The sequence below is a fragment of the Rheinheimera pleomorphica genome (assembly GCF_011634895.1).
Classification (GTDB): domain Bacteria; phylum Pseudomonadota; class Gammaproteobacteria; order Enterobacterales; family Alteromonadaceae; genus Alishewanella; species Alishewanella pleomorphica.
On sequence record NZ_SIRR01000031.1, the window covers coordinates 239,902 to 256,679 of the forward strand.

Consider the following 16,778-nt stretch of genomic DNA (forward strand, 5'->3'; position numbering starts at 1 on the left):
GCTGATAAGCAGGATAAATCCTGATGCGCGATTTATTACTGGTTGGTTTTTTATTTGTCGCTATCTTTTATGCCTTTAAACGGCCTTATCTGGGGGTTGCTGCCTGGGTCTGGATAGCACTGACGGCCCCGGCTAACTGGGCTTTTGGTTTCTCGCAAGACTTCCGGCTAAACTTAACTATCGTGCTGGTAACCGCCCTGGCTTATGTTTTTGTACAAAAGCAGAAATCGTTTAAACTCGGCGGCATAGGCATGTTAGTCATCTTGTTTTGCTTTTGGACTTTTATAACAACCTTGTTTAACAATAACTCCAGCCCATCATACGTTTGGTATATCTTTACAGAATTTTTGAAAGTGGCTGCGCTATTTTTCTTTTTAGTTCTAATAGTGAGAAAACGTCTGCATATCGACACTATTATCTGGGCGCTGATACTGTCAGTCTCATCTTATGCCGGAATGGAAGCCGTTAAGTTTATTCTGTCTGGCGGTGGCCATAAAGTGGTTGGCCGCGCCGGCATTATGATCGACCGGAATGATCTCGCCGTCGCTATTAACATGTGTATCCCTTTTATTGTCTATCTTATTCAAAGCAGTAAACATCGGTTGGTCCGCCATGGCTTGTGGCTGCTACTGGGCTTAAACGTAATTGCTATTATAGGCACAGGATCGCGCGGTGGCTTTATTGGCCTTGCTATTTTGGCACTGGCATTTTGGTGGCGGTCAAGACATAAGCTGATTTGGCTGCTGCTGGCAGCGCTGGTGTTGCCAGTAGCCTACCAGTATACGCCAGAGCAGTGGCGCGAGCGGCAAAGTACAATACAAACGGCAGCCACGGAGGATGGCTCTTTTATTGGCCGGCTTTGGGCCTGGAAAATTTCCAGCATGATTGCGCGGGACGACCCCCTTACCGGTGGTGGCTTCCGTGCCGTTACCGACCCTATACTCTGGCATAGTTATGCGCCCTACACCCCGGTGTTTGGCCCGATAGACACACCGGAAATTCCAGCGGATAAAGCCCCTAAAGCGGCACACAATGTGTATTTTCAGGTGTTGGGGGATCATGGTGTTGTCGGTTTTATTATTTTTATGTTGTTGCTGCTCAGTACCTTTCTCGCCAGCAACCAAAGCCTTAAACTGATGCGAAAACATAAAAATGATTGGGGTATACAGCTGTGCTCAGCGCTATATTTGTCACTTATCGGCTACGCCGTGACCGGTGCTAATGTGAGTCTGGCTTATTTTGACCTGGCGTATACGCTGTATGGCCTTATTGCCGTTGTCAGTTTACGCCGGCAGGAATTGTTAACTGAGCACTCTGGCCATGATGCGGTTAAGGTCACGGGGTTACAACCAGCCAAAACTCAGGGCACCGCGTAACCAGTTACGATGCTGGTCGGTTTTAACATGCCATACCAGATAGCTAAATGCCTGACGGAGCTGCCCACGGCGCAGGCGGTACCAGGTGTTCAACATCAGATGCCGTGCCGCCTGATAGCATAGGTCGGCATGGTGACGCCGTAGCGCTTTGGCATCTGACAACAGCGCGGAATAACACGACAGTTTTTGCAACGTATGCTGAGCATCGGCCGGCGACACCGGCTGTAAAAACCCCCAACGTCCAATCCGGGTTGGCAGCGTATGCAATACTGACGCTTGCACGCCCGTTGCAGTACGCGTTAATCCCGCAACCAGTACCAAGCCTTCGTCTACCCCTCCGGGGCGGTTGTGCATATAGGCCGATTCTTGTGCCGGAAACACGAAATTGCCTAACGAATAGGCAATAATACAACCTTGATACTGTTCTATGCCCTGCAGCGTATGCGAATGATGCTGCACTATCAGTTTGCAGTATTTCGCCAGCTTACGTGACAGCCTGACACGCCAGGGGGCCGGATAGTTGGAAAACTCCAGATCGGCATGCATCACCACGATAACGGCATCTACTTCGGCTGATAATTGCTTTACCTGTCGCAGCAATGCCCGGGGCTTTAAGCTGGCAACGCCGGGTTCTTTGGATGTTGCGCCGTAATGGCTGGCATCGGTGACATTAATAATGGCAAGCTGTATACCTTGAATAGTCTTGCGTAATGGCCGGTAGGCTGTATGTACATCTGCTGCCGCGCCGACGGTATCGGCGTTTGACTGCTGCACAAAGTCCAGCATTTGCATCAGCGCTTCAGGCCCACTGTCTTTAACATGGTTATTCGCCAGGCAATACACGCCGGTAGACATATCGCTTAATGGTGGACAGCGGTTAATTGGAATATTCATTTTCAGCTCTGGCCGGGCGGTTAAAGACAGCGAACACTCCAGGTTCATCACCGCCAGATCGTAGGGTTTAAGCACGTCATGAATATCCTGAAATGCCCGGGTCACCGTTTCAGATGGTGCCTCTTTGACACCCCACAGACATAAATCTCCGGTAAAAGCGATACTGATCATCGACGTGAAAACCTCTCTGCTATCATCTGCACCACCTTATGCTCGGGTCCTTCAGGACGGCCAACGCACAGCCACAGCGACATTAGTACCAGTACATACAGCACCACACCGGTCAACACCAGCGACAGCGTAACAGCCAAGGAGACATCCCACTGCTGCACCAGCTGTAGCTGCAACACCAGGTATAAAACAGACCACATAACACCAGCCGCCAGCACAACCCGCCACAAACCTTGGTATAAGCTGGAAAATGCAATTAAACCCAGTTGGTTTTGCAGTTGATGGATCAGGAGCATCCCCAGCAGGCTGGCCAGCAACGCCCCCCACGCCAAGCCTACTGCGCCATACCAGTACATACCAGCGGCCATCGCAACGCACTTAATTGTTAACATTAGCATCGAATAGCGCCCCAGCATATCCGCCCTACCCGCGGCAGCCAGTGCAGAGACGGCACAGGCGACATTCACTCTGGAGATACCAATAAATGCCAGGATCTTGATATAAATGGCGGCGCCGGCCCAGGCCGTTCCTAACACAACCACTACCACATAATCGGCCAACACACTGAGGCCAACCGAAGCCGGTACAGCAAAAAACAACACCGAAACCAGTACCTGCGTATACAATTGCCTGAATTTTTCAAGGTTATCGGCATGTTGCGCCAAGGCAGGCAGAGAGGCTCTGGCCACCGGCATCGCAATTTCGGTCGACGGCATACCTGCGATTTCGCTGGATACTGTGTACAGCCCCAACTCCTCCGTACTGCCCCATTTACTCAGCAAAAACGTATCACATTTAGTGGCCAGAGCACTGAAGGATTCATACAGAAAAAACCATTTAGAGAAATTGAAAATACTGCTAAAGGCGCTCAGGCTAAACCATGGCCGAAATGACGACATCTGATAACTCGCCAGCAGATGAACCAAGGCGCCAGCCAGGGAGCCCAGTGGAAATGCCCAATAACTGCGATATAGCACCGCAATGGTCAGCGTAACGGTAAAGGAAGTCAGCCTGGACAAGATCGTCAGTTTAAAGTCTTTGTTAAACTGCATTTGCTTATGAAAATCAACTATGCCGACATTTGTCAGGCCGTTAATGCATATAGTAACCCCATAAACCAGGATCAGTGGATAGATACGCGGCTCATCAAAAAAATCAGCGACAATTCCTGCGCAGCTCCATACGATCAGTGCCAGTGCGACACCGCGTAAAATGCTCAGTGTCCAGACGGTATTGTATTGTTCAGAGGTCGCATGCTTATTGCGGATCAACGCGGTATTAAAACCAAACTGGGTCATTAGTTCCAACAAGCTGGAAAACAGTACCGCTTTTGCCACTAAACCATAGTCTTCCGGCAATAATAATCGCGCCAGAATAATCACCGATATAATACCAAGCAACCTGGACGACCAGCGCATTAACACTGTCCATAAGCTGCCTTTGACGATTTTTCCGGCCAGTTCAGATAAAGCCATGATCAGTTATCTGCTCCAGCGTATGAAGATACAAAGCCGTTCTGACCAGTGCGGCAGAACTATAATGAAATTGGGCGTTAACAATCCGCTTGGGCAAACGCAGCAGCAATGGTGCCATTTTCAGCCCCGCGGGTTTATGCCAGCTTAAATAACCAAGCTGCTGCAGGTTCTGCGCTATGCGTGTCGTCAGGTAACTATGGTTATCTGCCACAGATTTATCCTCATACCGGATGCCGGCACTCTGTGGATAACAATTGGCAATAAGCTGATCATGCAGTTGCTTTGGCCCTTGTTGCAAAAAGTACTCTGCCGGTACGGCACTGAGCAACTGATACAACGCTTGATCTAAAAATGGCGCCAACGGTGTAGAAACCCGTCCCAGTATACCGAATGCCGAGCTGCCAATAGTGCGCCGGGCGCGGTTCCAGAAATAAAATTGTGCAATAGGATTAGCAGTATCGGCATACTGTGCCAACGCCTGCGACATATCTGCCACGGCTTGCGCGCGCGGCAGCTTGTCAAACAGTGAAGGTGCCAGCATCTGGCTTAAATATCCCTCTGGCCCCAGCAAGTCTTCTGCCAGCGCCTCCCAGCGCCCGGCGCGGGCCAGCGCCAATCGGGCAGCCGTTAAGCGTGATGAGCCGGTAGACAGTACATCGCCCCCTATGCCATCGAACACAAAAGGTGTCGCACTGTCTTTAAGATAGTTATAAAGTGGCAAAAACCATGAATGCTCCAGCGCGCAATAGCTGGTCAGGCGGTTTTTGCTAAGCTCAGCCGACAAATAGGACAGCGACTGCTTAAGCGCGATATGAGGCAGCGCTAAATGCCGGGCCAGCAAAGCCGCGACATGAAAATCTTCGTTTGATTTAGGCGGTTGATGTTTCACCGTCACGCAACTTAGCGTCTGCTGCTGAGCATGCAGCTCCAGCAAAATATGGCGGGAATCCCGGCCACCTGACAGCGGCACCAGACAGCTTTGCTGACCTATTAACTGCCGCGAGCGGGCAATACTGGCCGAGAAAATAGCCTTATAGTCGTGCTGCAACTGTGCCGCCGGCAAGGTAAAACTGCTACTGACCGGTTTCGGTTTCAGCTGCAGGCTAAGCCCACTGCGATCAAAGGTAAGCCTGGCATCGGGTGGCAATACCTTAATTGCCAGAAAAGGCGTTTGCTCGCCAAGAAAATCGCCGCTGCGTAAAAACACCGCCAAGGCTCTGAAATTAAAGGGTTCAGCTGGTGCAATCAACTGATTAATGTCTTCGCTGATCTGCAAGCTGTCGGCCGTTGCTTTGTAGTACAGCGGCCGAAAGCCAAAAAAGTCGTTTGAAACAACCACCTTATCTGGCAACAACTGCCACTGATTAAACACACCGCCGCCATCAGCATAGCGATAGCCCATCAGAGCACTTGCTACACCATCACATTTAAGTTCATCATTTTCAAAGTAAAAACGGGCGGAAATAGCGTTCACTAAAGGATTCAATTGCGCTGTTCCACTGTCACTGTCCGGCCTTTTTCCGCCAGTTTATTTTTTAAACCTGGCAACGGAAAGCCTTTCGCATAAGCCCGGTTGGCATAGTCCAGCGCTTCGTCATAACGTTTCAGCTGCACCAGCAGCAAGCCATAATTATAGTGTAACTCACTATAATCTGGTTCATAGCTAAGCGCCTGCTTGTATTGCTTTTCAGCATCATCTAAACGGCCGGTCAGGTGTAAATGCATCGCAAAAAGCATTCTGGCCGTCACATCATCAGGCTGAAAATAAACTGCTCGACGAAAATAACAATCTGCAGTGTAGTATTCATCTTGTGGGGCTAACTTTATTTTTTCCCGACGTTGGTACTTAGCCATAGCCGCCAAAGCCCGGTGATAATTAGGGATAGCTTTAAGCGTATAGTTGATGTCGCCAATTATCGAGCCCCGATTCCCTCTGATTAACCGCTCAACCTCAGGGGTAAAGTGTGCGCCCAGGACAATAGGGAGTTTATCTGCATGAGCCGGATTGGTGGCGCTAAAGGGACCATAGGCATTTGTTAGCGGCTGACCGGGAATAATATCACAGGTGTTATTGTTATAACGATTTGCCATAGCAGGCGGAGTGACGCCAAACAGCAACAAATAGCCTGCTATATAGAAAAATATTGAGCGGGTCATCATGTAATCCTTTACAAAACACTGCGTTCCAAACAGCCTGACTAGCCTGTGCTAGCTTAGTCTAGACATTTTATATCTCAAGTCAACGATCTTCAGCCATACACAATAGTTGCAAGCTGCAGTACAAAACGGTCTAATAGACGCTATTACATGCAAACAAGGAAGGTTTGTGACACAACATATTTTATATATCGCCTTTCACTTTCCGCCAATACAAATGAGCAGCGGCGTGCACCGCACTTTGGCGTTTAGCCGTTATCTGGCCGAGCAAGGCGACACTGTTAGCGTGCTCAGCGCGGATAAAGCCGCTTATCAACACTATGATGAGCAAAATGTGCAACTGATCCCCGACAGCATCAAAGTGATCAACGCTTATGCGCGCGATACCGCCAGGCACTTCGCATTTCGTAAACGCTATCTGGGTTTTATGGCCTGGCCCGATCGCTGGCAAAGTTGGATAGTCGGCGGCGTCATCAGTGGTTTGCGCTATATTCGCAAACACAAGCCAGACGTGATTATCAGCACTTACCCTATTGCCTCTGCCCATATCATTGGTTACCTGCTGCATAAACTCAGCGGTGTCCCCTGGGTTGCAGACCTGCGTGACCCAATGTTACAGCAGGACTACCCCGCCAATCCGGCAGTACGAAAAATTTTTGCCTGGATAGAGCGAAAAATCGCCAAACACTGCAAATACATTATTTTCACCAGTCCCGGAGCGCTGGCATTATATCGCCAGCGCTATCCGGCAGTGGCAGAGTCGGTATGGCAAGTGTTGCCAAACGGCTATGATGAAAACCTCTTTGCCCGCGCGGCTCATGTCCGCTACAGCAAAACTGACAACATAACCTTACTCCACAGTGGCACCATTTACCCGTCAGAGCGCGACCCTGAACATTTCTTTAACGCCTTGGCGCAATTAAAACAAAACCACCCACAGCGGGCAGCAAGGCTCAAGGTAGTGTTACGGGCCAGTGGCCATGATAGCCTGTTTCAACCCATGATAGAGCGGCTGAATATCACCGATATTGTCGCTCTGACACCGTCATTAAACTATGTCGAAGCCCTGGAAGAAATGCTGACTGCTGATGCATTGTTGTTATTACAAGCCAGTAACTGCAATTATCAAACGCCTGCCAAAGCCTATGAATATATTCGTGCGAAACGGCCTATACTGGCATTAACCGATGATAGCGGTGACACTGCGGCGTTAGTAAAACAAAGCGGCATGGCCGAAATTGCGTCATTAAATGACAGCGGGCAGATTTTAAATGCCCTGGTAGCCCTGATACAAAATATCGACGCCCAGCGTTACAAACCGCTCTGTGACGAAGCAATAACAGCGTTTTCCCGCCAGCAACAGGCCAAAAAACTCCGCCAATTGCTGCTGCAGCTATAGACAGTTTAAGTAAGGATACGAGAATGAGCTGGCACTGCACTATTGAGCAACAGGATAAGCAACAGCATATCCTGTTAACACATCCCAAGCGACAACAGCTGAAGTTACATTGTCAGCTGCCATGCCAATGGGCTGAATCGGCCACAGCAATAGCGATAGTTATAGGCAGGGTAAGGCCTTACGGCGAAGATTATCTGCAGGACAATGCAGCACAGTGGCTGCTTAACTGCTATCAACAGCACACTGATGCGGTGACTGATAAGCTTGCCGGCTTCTTTTTGTTACTTATTGCCGATAAAACAACAGACAGCGTTTACCTTATTAACGACCATGTTGGCAGCATTCCCTGTTATATCAGACAACAAACAGACGGCAGTGTGGCTATCAGCGATAATTTACCGGCGTTGTCAGCCACTCAGCCGCCACTGGCCGCCCAGGCCATGTTCAACTATCTGTTTTTCCACTGCATACCCTCTCCGCTCAGTGTTTATCAGGGTATCAGTAAGCTGGAACCGGGGGTGATGGCCCATATCGATAGCAATGGTAACGTGCAACAAAACCGCTATTACCAGCCAGCGTTTACCCGCTCAGCAAACAGCCCCGAGCAGTTAATGCAGCGCTGTCGCCAGCTGATAGCAGAAGCCGTACGGCGTAACGTCGATGATAACTGTGCGGCTTTTTTAAGCGGCGGCCTCGACAGCTCGACAGTGGCCGGTATGCTGGCTAACCATCAGCAGACGTTAGCTAAAACGGCAAAAACCTACTCCATAGGCTTTGAAGCCAAAGGCTATGATGAAACCGAGTATGCGTTAATTACCGCTAAACACTTTGCAACTGAGCACAAGGTACATTATTTACAACCCGATGAAATTGCAAAGCACTTTACCGAAGTAGCCGGTTACTTCAATGAACCCTTTGGCAACTCATCGGCGATGGCAGCTTATATTTGCGCCAAAACAGCCAGAGCAGATGGCATCACAGTAATGCTGGCCGGTGATGGCGGCGATGAGATTTTTGCCGGTAACGAGCGTTACGTAAAACAAAAAGTGTTTCAGCGCTTTAGCGCCCTACCTGGCCCGCTGCAAACTTTGTTAAACCTGGGGTTGAACAACAGCCTGGCCGACAAACTGCCGCTGCTGAAAAAGGCCAGCAGCTATGTACGCCAGGCCAAAGTGCCATTGCCTGACAGGTTAGACAGCTACAACTTTTTAAACCGCTTCGATTTAACCCAAATGTTCAGCCCGACGTTATTGCAACACATCGATACTAACCAACCTGCGCAGCAAAAACGTGACCGCTACCATGCCTGCCGCTCGGACGATGCTGTAGATAAAATGATGTACCTGGATTGGAAGTTTACTTTGGCCGATAACGATTTAGTTAAGGTAAGCCAAATGTGCCAACTGGCCGGTGTCGAGGTGCGCTTTCCGCTATTCGAAAAAGAACTGGTCGATTTTAGTTGCACGGTCCCGGCTGAGTTAAAAGCCCCCGGGCAAAAACTGCGCGATTTTTATAAAAACAGTTTTCGCGGCTTCTTGCCAGACGCCACATTAAGTAAAAGTAAGCATGGTTTTGGCCTGCCGTTTGGCGTGTGGATGAAACAACGGCCTGATCTGCATAGCCTTGCCTTAGAAGCACTACAGCACTTTAAACAGCGTGATATTTTACAGCCGGCGTTTATTGACCAGGCCATAGAGACCTTTGAAAACGGCCATGCCGGCTACTATGGCGAACTGGTATGGATTATTGTGGTTTTAGAGCTTTGGCTACAACAACATGGAGTAAACCATGTTTAATGCCCTGCTACATCATAGCCTGCAGTTGGCGGGGAAGTACTGTGGCCGGCATAAGTTGAACATTCTGATTTATCATCAGGTGCTAGCTGAAGCGGATCCTATGCGGCCAAGCGAACCCACTGCCGAGGTCTTTGACTGGCAAATGCAGCTGCTGCGCCACTATTTTACCCCGCTGTCACTGGATGAGGCATTACAACACCTTAAGCATAATACCCTGCCGGCCAATGCAGTCTGTGTCACCTTTGATGATGGCTATCTGAATAATTTGACGGTCGCGCAACCCATATTGGCGAAATACGCCATTCCGGCCACAGTGTATGTGGCTACCGGCTTTAGCAATGGCCTTAATATGTGGAATGACCGGTTAATCCATCTGTTTGCCGATGCGACACGGCAACAGCTGACATTGGATGACAACTTAGTCACGCTTGGCGATTGGCAAAACCGCCGCAGCCAGGCTCAGCAATGGCTGAAAAAACTGAAGTATCTGCCACTTAACGAACGGCTGGCAAAAATTGACCAGTTTTATCAGCAAAATAAGGCTACCGAGCAAGCACCCTTGATGATGGCACCGGCGCAGATTAAACAATTGGCGCAGTATGGTGTAACCATCGGCGCCCATACGGTGAATCACCCGATCTTAAAAGTGCTGCCTGAAGAACAGCAACAGCAGGAAATCAGCCGTTCTAAGCAACAACTGGAAGCATGGCTGGGGCAAAGCGTACAACATTTTGCTTATCCGAATGGCGTACAAGGTGTGGATTTTGATGATACGACGACGGAAATAGTAAAACGCAGCGGTTTTGCCAGTGCGGTTGTCACAAACTGGGGAGTCTCAGATGCTAACACTGCGCCGCACTTGCTAAAGCGGTTTACCCCCTGGGATAAAACACCCGCCCGGTTTCATCTGCGGCTGATTAAAAATATGGTGTCTTAGTCAACCAGGCTTTTAATCAGTCTGCCGCTAACGACGTTTTCGGCTTGCGGTACTGCTTAAGTTTACGCACCAGCCACTGCAGCAAGCGGGTACGCTGCCAGCTCAGATGCACTATTGGCCGTAGTTCTGAGTTTAGCCGTTTATGCCAATCCATCGCTTTGCCATAAAACTCAATGTTTTGCACCCCTAACTCAGGATGGGCTGCATAATATTTCAGCATCTCCAGTTTTAACAGCAAAGCCGGTGAATATCGCGAATATTGCTCATCAAAAGTGGTTTTCAGAATAATCAGGTTTGCATCTTTTTTAACACACAAATCCACCGCCGCAACCTGGCCAGATACCATAAAATACCAGACACAGGCCGCATCGCGCTGTGCCAGTGTGGTCATCATCTGCTGATAAAACCGGCCCTGTTGGTTATCCGGGCTTAAAGCCGTGCCTTCTTTGGCTTTCCAGCTCTGGCTCTCTATCTGGCCATAGCGCAATACGCCCTCGGCAATATCACTCACGCTGTCAACGACCCTGGCGGCTAAGGTGTCGTTATCGCGTTCAGCCCGGTTATAAGCTTTATTGCAATTCTGCCGCAGATTTTTACCGATGGTTTTAGCGAAATCTTCAAACTGGGCTGGTACCGGCCGGTTACCGGTTTCAATGTAAAATTGCTGATACACCGAGGGCGCCACGACAAGGCCGCGCGAGTCTGCCTGCAGTAAGTCAATTTGCAGCACTGGCCCTGGCAATGCGCGGGCAATGCACTGCAACAACGCCTCATCAACATGTTGCTTTGCCACCAACCATAATCCCAGCGGGGCCTGTGATGGCATGACGCTTTGCCAGCGACCAACACCACAGCGCTGCAAAAAGCCGATGAAATGCACCTGCCCTGCCTGTTCGACAACCAGCAATTTTTCCTGGCCTGTAAAAAAGTACCGTATCAGGCTCAGAATAAAATCGGCATCTAAAATTGCCTGCTTTACTGTCTGTTGGTTAAGCAGATCCCACTGCTGACTAAAATGAGCAAAGTGATCCGAAGTATAAACTGTACATTTCATCCCTTGTCCGCCAGTTTTAACACCGCGTTGATAATATAATCTAAGTCGGCTTGTTTTAATTTGTGATGGCATGGTAACTGGACCAGCCGGCTACGATAACGTTCGCTGACCACGCAGCCGCTGTCTGCAATTTCTTCCCAGCGCAGCACCTGAATTCTTTGCATGCGCAGACGTTGAAAATCGTTTTCATCGCGCAGTACAAATGGCAACACATAAGGCGCCTCATCGCTAATGGTAGGATACAAACAGCTACCGGCGGTGGCTGCCGCCAGGCCGCGCACCAGATAGCGGTAGTTGGCTCGTCGCTTAGCTTTAATGTCGGGGAAATGACTAGATTGCACGATCAGTTTAGTGTGCCGGAAGCTGGCTGACGTTAGATCTGCTGGCCGAAAGTATTTAAAGGCTGAGGGCTGCGCCTGATCCTGCGTTAGTGTATTGGTCGCATTACGGCGTTTACGCACCCGCTGTAGCAACTGCGGAATTTTCAATAAAAAGGCAACGCCTTTTAACTCCTCGTACCAACCACAGTGCTGTGGTTGCTGGGCGGGCTGGGCATACATATACAACAAACCACCATCTATGGTGGGCAGAATTTTATTGATGCTGCAAATACGGGCAGCGACGCGCGGATCGGGTTGCTGTACGCCGCTGACAAAATCCAGCAGGCCATGCGCGCAGTCTTCAATGATGACTTTACCTGCCGCACTACTGAGCGTAATTAATTGTTCAATATTTTGCTTAAAACCAAAAAACCGTACCAACAAACAATGTGTGACATCAGCGGTGAGCATACGCTGAAACAGATTGGCATCGACAGATAGATCAGGCTGCACCGGGTAAAACCGCACCTGATAACCTAACCAGAGAAAGGGCTCGACCAATGCCGGACAATGATAGGCTGGTAACAGTACAACATTGCTACCTTGTGTCTGCATCAGCTGTTGTGCAGCAATACCGATGGCGGCCCGGCCGTTACGGGTATAGTTGCATTGCTTTAGCGCATCAGACTGCCACAGCGTTCGAATATCCGTAAGACTAAACCCTGGCGTCGCCCGGATCCTGGCCTCAGGAAAATTAATCGAGTTTGCAATGACAGGGGCAAATTTAACATCCATGTAGTGCTAACCCCAAAAAAACCTCCCGCCAATGCTAACACTAACTTCTGAACGGACACAACATCCGGTTAAAATGCGCGGGGTCGTTTTAACACTTGGCGCTAAGGTTAAGGCAGGTTACTATTTTTGCTGATAACTGATTAAGGCATATGGACGCAGGAGGCAACATTGCAAAAGGATCCGGCAGCAAGCGCAGCTTTGCAAAACGGTTTTATTAAAATGAGTACCGGCCATAACTTTTTATATGCGCCGCTGCAGTTAACTGCCAACACGGCGATCGTCATACTGCCGCCTTTCGCTGAAGAAATGAACAAAAGCCGTCATCTGCTAAGCGCCTTAATGCGCCAACTGGCGGCGCAGGGCCACAGCTGTTTTATGCTGGATAATTATGGCACCGGCGATAGTGACGGCGACTTAGACAGCGCCACCACCGCTATCTGGCGCACAGATTTGCTGCAACTACTTACCCTGTTGCAGCAACAGGGCTTTGCGCAAGTCAGCTTTATCGCCGTTCGCTTTGGCGTGTTACAACTGTTCGATTTACTGAATCAGCATCCGCTGCCGCTTACGCCGGGAAAACTGATTTTCTGGCAGCCGCTATATAGTGTGGAGAAGTTCTGGCAGCAATTTGTGCGGATTAAAGTGGCTGAAGCCATGGCCGCCGGCACTAAAATAAGCCAAAAAGCCTTAGAGCAGCAATTAAACCAGGGCGAGCTTATTGAAATAGCCGGCTACCCGATCAGCACGCCGTTTTATCACAGCCTGCTGCAAATGCACACCGCCCTGCCCACCTGCTTGAGTCAGTTTGAATTGAGCTGGTTTGAAACCTCACAGCTAGACAACATTGCCCTGCCGGTACAACAGCAGCTACAACAGTTACAACAAGCTGTTGCGGTAAACTTTGTGCAGCTAAACGCCGAGCCTTACTGGCAAACCAGTGAGTTAGCCAGCGCCGATGCACTCATTCAGTTAACCGTACAGCAAATTTGTGAGGGTAGAGCATGAGCCCGCGTTATATCAGCATAGCCTGCGCTGATGCCAGCCTTAGCGCAGTGCTGCACAGCGCAGATAGCGGCACTAACTACCACACCGGCGTGCTGATAATTGTTGGCGGGCCGCAATATCGGGTCGGGAGTCACCGCCAGTTTATTAAATTAAGCCGCGCGCTGGCACAACAAGGTATTGCTTCTATGCGTTTGGATAGCCGCGGCATGGGCGATGCTTCGGGGGAAAAACAGGCCTTTTACCAGCAGGATGCCGATATATCAGCAGCTATATCAGCCTTTTTCCAGCACTGCCCTGATGTAAAGCATCTGGTGCTGTGGGGCCTTTGCGATGCGGCCAGCGCTATCTTGTTATATGCCAACACCCCTGACCCACGTATTAGCGGCGCTATACTGTTAAACCCCTGGGTTCGCCAGCAACATAGCCATGCTGAAGTGATGCTGAAACATTACTATGTAAAACGGCTGTTTAGCCGCCAATTCTGGCAAAAGCTACTCGGTGGTGGTGTCGCACTGCGTCAGAGTGTCACCGGCTTGTGGCAAACGGCGCAGCAACGCAAGGCAAAACAGCGCCCGGCGCAGCACACCAGCCAGGCCAGCGCAGAGAACTATGTCCAGCTGATGCTAAGTGGCTGGCAAAAATTCAGCGGTAAGGTATTGTTAATTACCAGTGGTAACGACTTAACTGCGCAAGAGTTTTTACAGCTATGCGCCACTGACAGTCCCTGGGCGGACTGTTTATCGCAGGCACAACATCTGCAGATAAGCGATGCCAACCATACTTTTTCCAGCCGATTATGGCGCGAACAGGTAGAACAGGCCACGCTAACACTGCTGCAACAGTTAACCTAGCCAACAAGGCAATACACTATGGCCAGCCGCAACGGACAACAGCAACACCGCCGTTTTGTTAACCCCTGGCTACGCCGGCTACTGATACTGCTGGCGTTGTTGGCCGGTTTGTGGTGGCTGCTAACCACTAGCGGCCAGAGTAATAGCAACCGCATTAGCAGCAAAGATGTCACCACAGCCCGTAAAGTACTCAGTGGCACTTTACGCCAGCTAGGTAAGGCTGATGACAGGATTGAACTGCGCTTTGAACAGGCTCAGCTCGATGCCCTGATGAATGTGGCCAGCTATACCGCAGCGCCGCTGCAGTTTAGCGGTGTAATTTCCGACTTTGGTGTTGCCATTCGCAGTGACTGGCAATTGACGTCTAACCGGATGATCAGCGCGTATTGCCTGTTACTGCCAGGCGATGATGGCTTTGCCATCGATCATTGCAAACTGGGTAAAATAGCGCTGCCGGGCGTTATTGCCAACGCCATGCTAGCCGGCGCGGTAAAACTGGCTTTGGCATCGCCGGCTGATCAACAGCTGTTGTCATTACTGCGCAAAGGCGAACTGGCGCAAGGAAAACTACATTTTGTTGATGAAAACGCCAGTGCGCTGAAAATACGCTTAAACCCGCAGTTATACAGTGCCCGTAATATGGCGCGAGACCTGCTACAGGGCGACACGCAGTTTGCGCCGGACATCGCCCTATACCTTAACCATCTGCAGCAGCTTAGCCTACAACACCCAGAAGAGCGACGGCTGGCGTTTTTCAGCCGCGAATTGTTACTGTTTGCCGCCAACCACGCCGATGACAGCAATACCGAGCGTGAATACCGCCAGGCTATGTGGGCCTTGGCGGTTGGCTTTGGCAACCGCTATTTTATCCGCTACGCCGACCCACAGGCCGACATCAGCCAGGTGCCTCAGCTGCCCAAAGCCACCCTGCTGGGCCGGCACGATTTAGCGCTGCACTTTTTATACTCCGCCGTATTTCAGCAGCTGGGCAATGCGAATATTTCAACCCAGATTGGTAACTTAAAAGAGATTCTCGATGCCGACAGCGGCGGCTCCGGCTTTAGTTTTGCCGATTTAGCCGCCGACCGGGCCGGTATTATGTTCGCTGAGCGTTTAGGCAGTATCAGTAGCGCTCGCTTAGCGCACTTCGACACTGACGATATGGAAATAGCCATGATGCCGGCTGTGCATGACTTACCCGAGCGTTTGTCTGAGCAACAGGTTATCAGCCGGTTAGGCGGCTATCAGGGCAGCGGCTTTCAGGCACTGGAGCAGCAAATTCAAACCAGGCTGGAGCAATTAAAACTGTACCAGCAGGCTCAACCCTGGCCCGGTATAAGTACGCTGGGTATAACAGACAACCGCCGCCCGGCCAGCCGCGCCTTGATAGCAGACTTACACCTGCACAGCCGCTACTCAGATGGGGCCCGAACTATTGCAGATCTGGCCGAACTGGCGCAAACACAAGGTTGTGATGTCATTGCCCTGACCGACCATTCGGATCGTGGTTTAAACAAATTTGATACCAGCCGCTACCAGCAGGATATACTAGCAGCCAGAGCGCGCTTTGCCCCGCTCACTGTCATTACCGGCCTGGAATGGAATGTACTGCCGTTTAAAGGCCGCGAACATCTGGGGCTGTTGCTGCCAGATATCGATGATGCCGCTAGCCTGTTACAACAATTTCGCCAGCAGTTTGACAGTGGCGCTAACACGCCCTACAGCGCACAACAGGCGCTGGACTGGCTAAACAACCAACCGGCGCTGCGCCAACAACAGGCAATACTGTTTTATAACCATCCCAGCAGAAAGGATTTGTCTGGCGCAGAAAACCTGTTTGATGTGTTGCAATGGCGCAGTCAAGCCAGCAACTTACTTGGGTTTGAAGGCGGCCCAGGCCATCAGCGGCAACAAGGCAAAAAAAATGGCAGCTACACCTATCATTATCGTACTGTGCACGGTTGGGACCCGGCCGTAGCCATTGTTGGTGGTCAATGGGATAAATTACTGCAGCAAGGCCTGGATGTTTGGGGCGCGCTGGCCAACTCAGATTATCACAATGACACGCTCGACTATGCGCCCTGCCAGTTTTCCCGCACCCATATTTTTTCCAACGTCAACACCAGCCGCGCCGTGTTTGACGCGCTGCGAAAAGGCCAGTTCTGGGGTTCACACGGTAATGCGGTTGCCACAGTTGACTTTTATGCCAGTACCGCTGAGGGCACAACAGCTTATGTTGGCCAGCGATTAACCGTTGCACCGAACTCGACGCTAACGCTTACGTTGTCACTGCACTTAAACAACTCTGACTGGCAAGGTCAGCCGGTCGGTGCGCCGCAGGCCGAGCTTATCGTGATACAACAAGACGCCATCAGCAGCCTGGTACTGCCTTTACAGCAGCAAACTGATGGCCGCTGGCTGGCACAGCATCAGCTTAACAGCACCAGCAGCGATACCGCTGTAAGGCTACGTGGCTACACAGTAAACCCACAGGGGCAGCGCTACTACTTTTACACCAACCCGCTGCGGTTTATCTGGTAAAACGGTG

At 50.5% G+C, this 16,778-nt stretch carries 13 protein-coding genes; 7 read left to right on the plus strand and 6 right to left on the minus strand.

Annotated elements, in window-relative coordinates; all coding sequences use genetic code 11:
- The first annotated feature begins 23 nt into the window (after positions 1–23).
- On the plus strand, positions 24–1,376 hold the full coding sequence (locus EYB30_RS17435; protein WP_166840628.1) for a putative O-glycosylation ligase, exosortase A system-associated: 1,353 nt from the start codon (positions 24–26) through the stop codon (positions 1,374–1,376).
- Here the strand turns inward: EYB30_RS17435 and EYB30_RS17440 are convergent.
- From EYB30_RS17440 to EYB30_RS17455, 4 genes are read right to left on the minus strand one after another with little or no spacing between them, the layout of a single operon-like run.
- Positions 1,344–2,441, minus strand: coding sequence for a CapA family protein (locus tag EYB30_RS17440; RefSeq protein WP_166840630.1), 1,098 nt, complete (start codon positions 2,439–2,441; stop codon positions 1,344–1,346). The two genes, EYB30_RS17435 and EYB30_RS17440, sit on opposite strands and share 33 nt — an antisense overlap.
- Positions 2,438–3,916 (minus strand): lipopolysaccharide biosynthesis protein, encoded by a 1,479-nt coding sequence (locus tag EYB30_RS17445; RefSeq protein WP_166840632.1) that lies wholly within the window; start codon positions 3,914–3,916, stop codon positions 2,438–2,440. Before EYB30_RS17445 ends, EYB30_RS17440 begins: the two co-directional genes overlap by 4 nt.
- The gene (locus tag EYB30_RS17450) at positions 3,903–5,402 is read right to left on the minus strand and encodes an asparagine synthase-related protein (RefSeq protein ID WP_166840634.1); all 1,500 of its coding nucleotides are present in this window, start codon (positions 5,400–5,402) and stop codon (positions 3,903–3,905) included. Before EYB30_RS17450 ends, EYB30_RS17445 begins: the two co-directional genes overlap by 14 nt.
- Positions 5,399–6,076 (minus strand): tetratricopeptide repeat protein, encoded by a 678-nt coding sequence (locus EYB30_RS17455; RefSeq protein ID WP_166840636.1) that lies wholly within the window; start codon positions 6,074–6,076, stop codon positions 5,399–5,401. Before EYB30_RS17455 ends, EYB30_RS17450 begins: the two co-directional genes overlap by 4 nt.
- A gap of 166 nt (positions 6,077–6,242) precedes the next feature.
- On the opposite strand from EYB30_RS17455, the gene EYB30_RS17460 reads away from it, so the two are divergent.
- The 3 genes from EYB30_RS17460 to EYB30_RS17470 are packed head-to-tail and all read left to right on the plus strand — an operon-like array spanning position 6,243 to position 10,205.
- Entirely contained in the window at positions 6,243–7,472 is a 1,230-nt protein-coding gene (locus EYB30_RS17460; protein ID WP_166840638.1) for a glycosyltransferase, read from the plus strand.
- A 23-nt stretch (positions 7,473–7,495) separates the two neighbouring features.
- Positions 7,496–9,268, plus strand: coding sequence for an asparagine synthetase B family protein (locus EYB30_RS17465; RefSeq protein WP_166840640.1), 1,773 nt, complete (start codon positions 7,496–7,498; stop codon positions 9,266–9,268).
- Positions 9,261–10,205, plus strand: a complete 945-nt coding sequence (locus tag EYB30_RS17470; protein ID WP_241698077.1) for a polysaccharide deacetylase family protein — start codon at positions 9,261–9,263, stop codon at positions 10,203–10,205. Before EYB30_RS17465 ends, EYB30_RS17470 begins: the two co-directional genes overlap by 8 nt.
- Before the next feature lie 16 nt (positions 10,206–10,221).
- Here the strand turns inward: EYB30_RS17470 and EYB30_RS17475 are convergent, their stop codons facing one another.
- The gene (locus EYB30_RS17475; protein ID WP_166840642.1) at positions 10,222–11,259 is read right to left on the minus strand and encodes a GNAT family N-acetyltransferase; all 1,038 of its coding nucleotides are present in this window, start codon (positions 11,257–11,259) and stop codon (positions 10,222–10,224) included.
- Complete coding sequence (locus EYB30_RS17480) at positions 11,256–12,374, minus strand: DegT/DnrJ/EryC1/StrS family aminotransferase (RefSeq protein WP_166840644.1); 1,119 nt, start codon at positions 12,372–12,374, stop codon at positions 11,256–11,258. The genes EYB30_RS17475 and EYB30_RS17480 overlap by 4 nt, the downstream gene beginning before the upstream one ends.
- Positions 12,375–12,542: 168 nt before the next feature.
- On the opposite strand from EYB30_RS17480, the gene EYB30_RS17485 reads away from it, so the two are divergent.
- The 3 genes from EYB30_RS17485 to EYB30_RS17495 are packed head-to-tail and all read left to right on the plus strand — an operon-like array spanning position 12,543 to position 16,771.
- On the plus strand, positions 12,543–13,379 hold the full coding sequence (locus EYB30_RS17485; protein WP_241698078.1) for an alpha/beta hydrolase family protein: 837 nt from the start codon (positions 12,543–12,545) through the stop codon (positions 13,377–13,379).
- A complete protein-coding gene (locus EYB30_RS17490; RefSeq protein WP_166840646.1) occupies positions 13,376–14,230 on the plus strand; it encodes a hydrolase 1, exosortase A system-associated in 855 nt (284 codons plus the stop codon). Before EYB30_RS17485 ends, EYB30_RS17490 begins: the two co-directional genes overlap by 4 nt.
- Positions 14,231–14,248: 18 nt before the next feature.
- Positions 14,249–16,771, plus strand: coding sequence for a PHP domain-containing protein (locus EYB30_RS17495; RefSeq protein WP_166840648.1), 2,523 nt, complete (start codon positions 14,249–14,251; stop codon positions 16,769–16,771).
- Positions 16,772–16,778 lie beyond the last annotated feature (7 nt).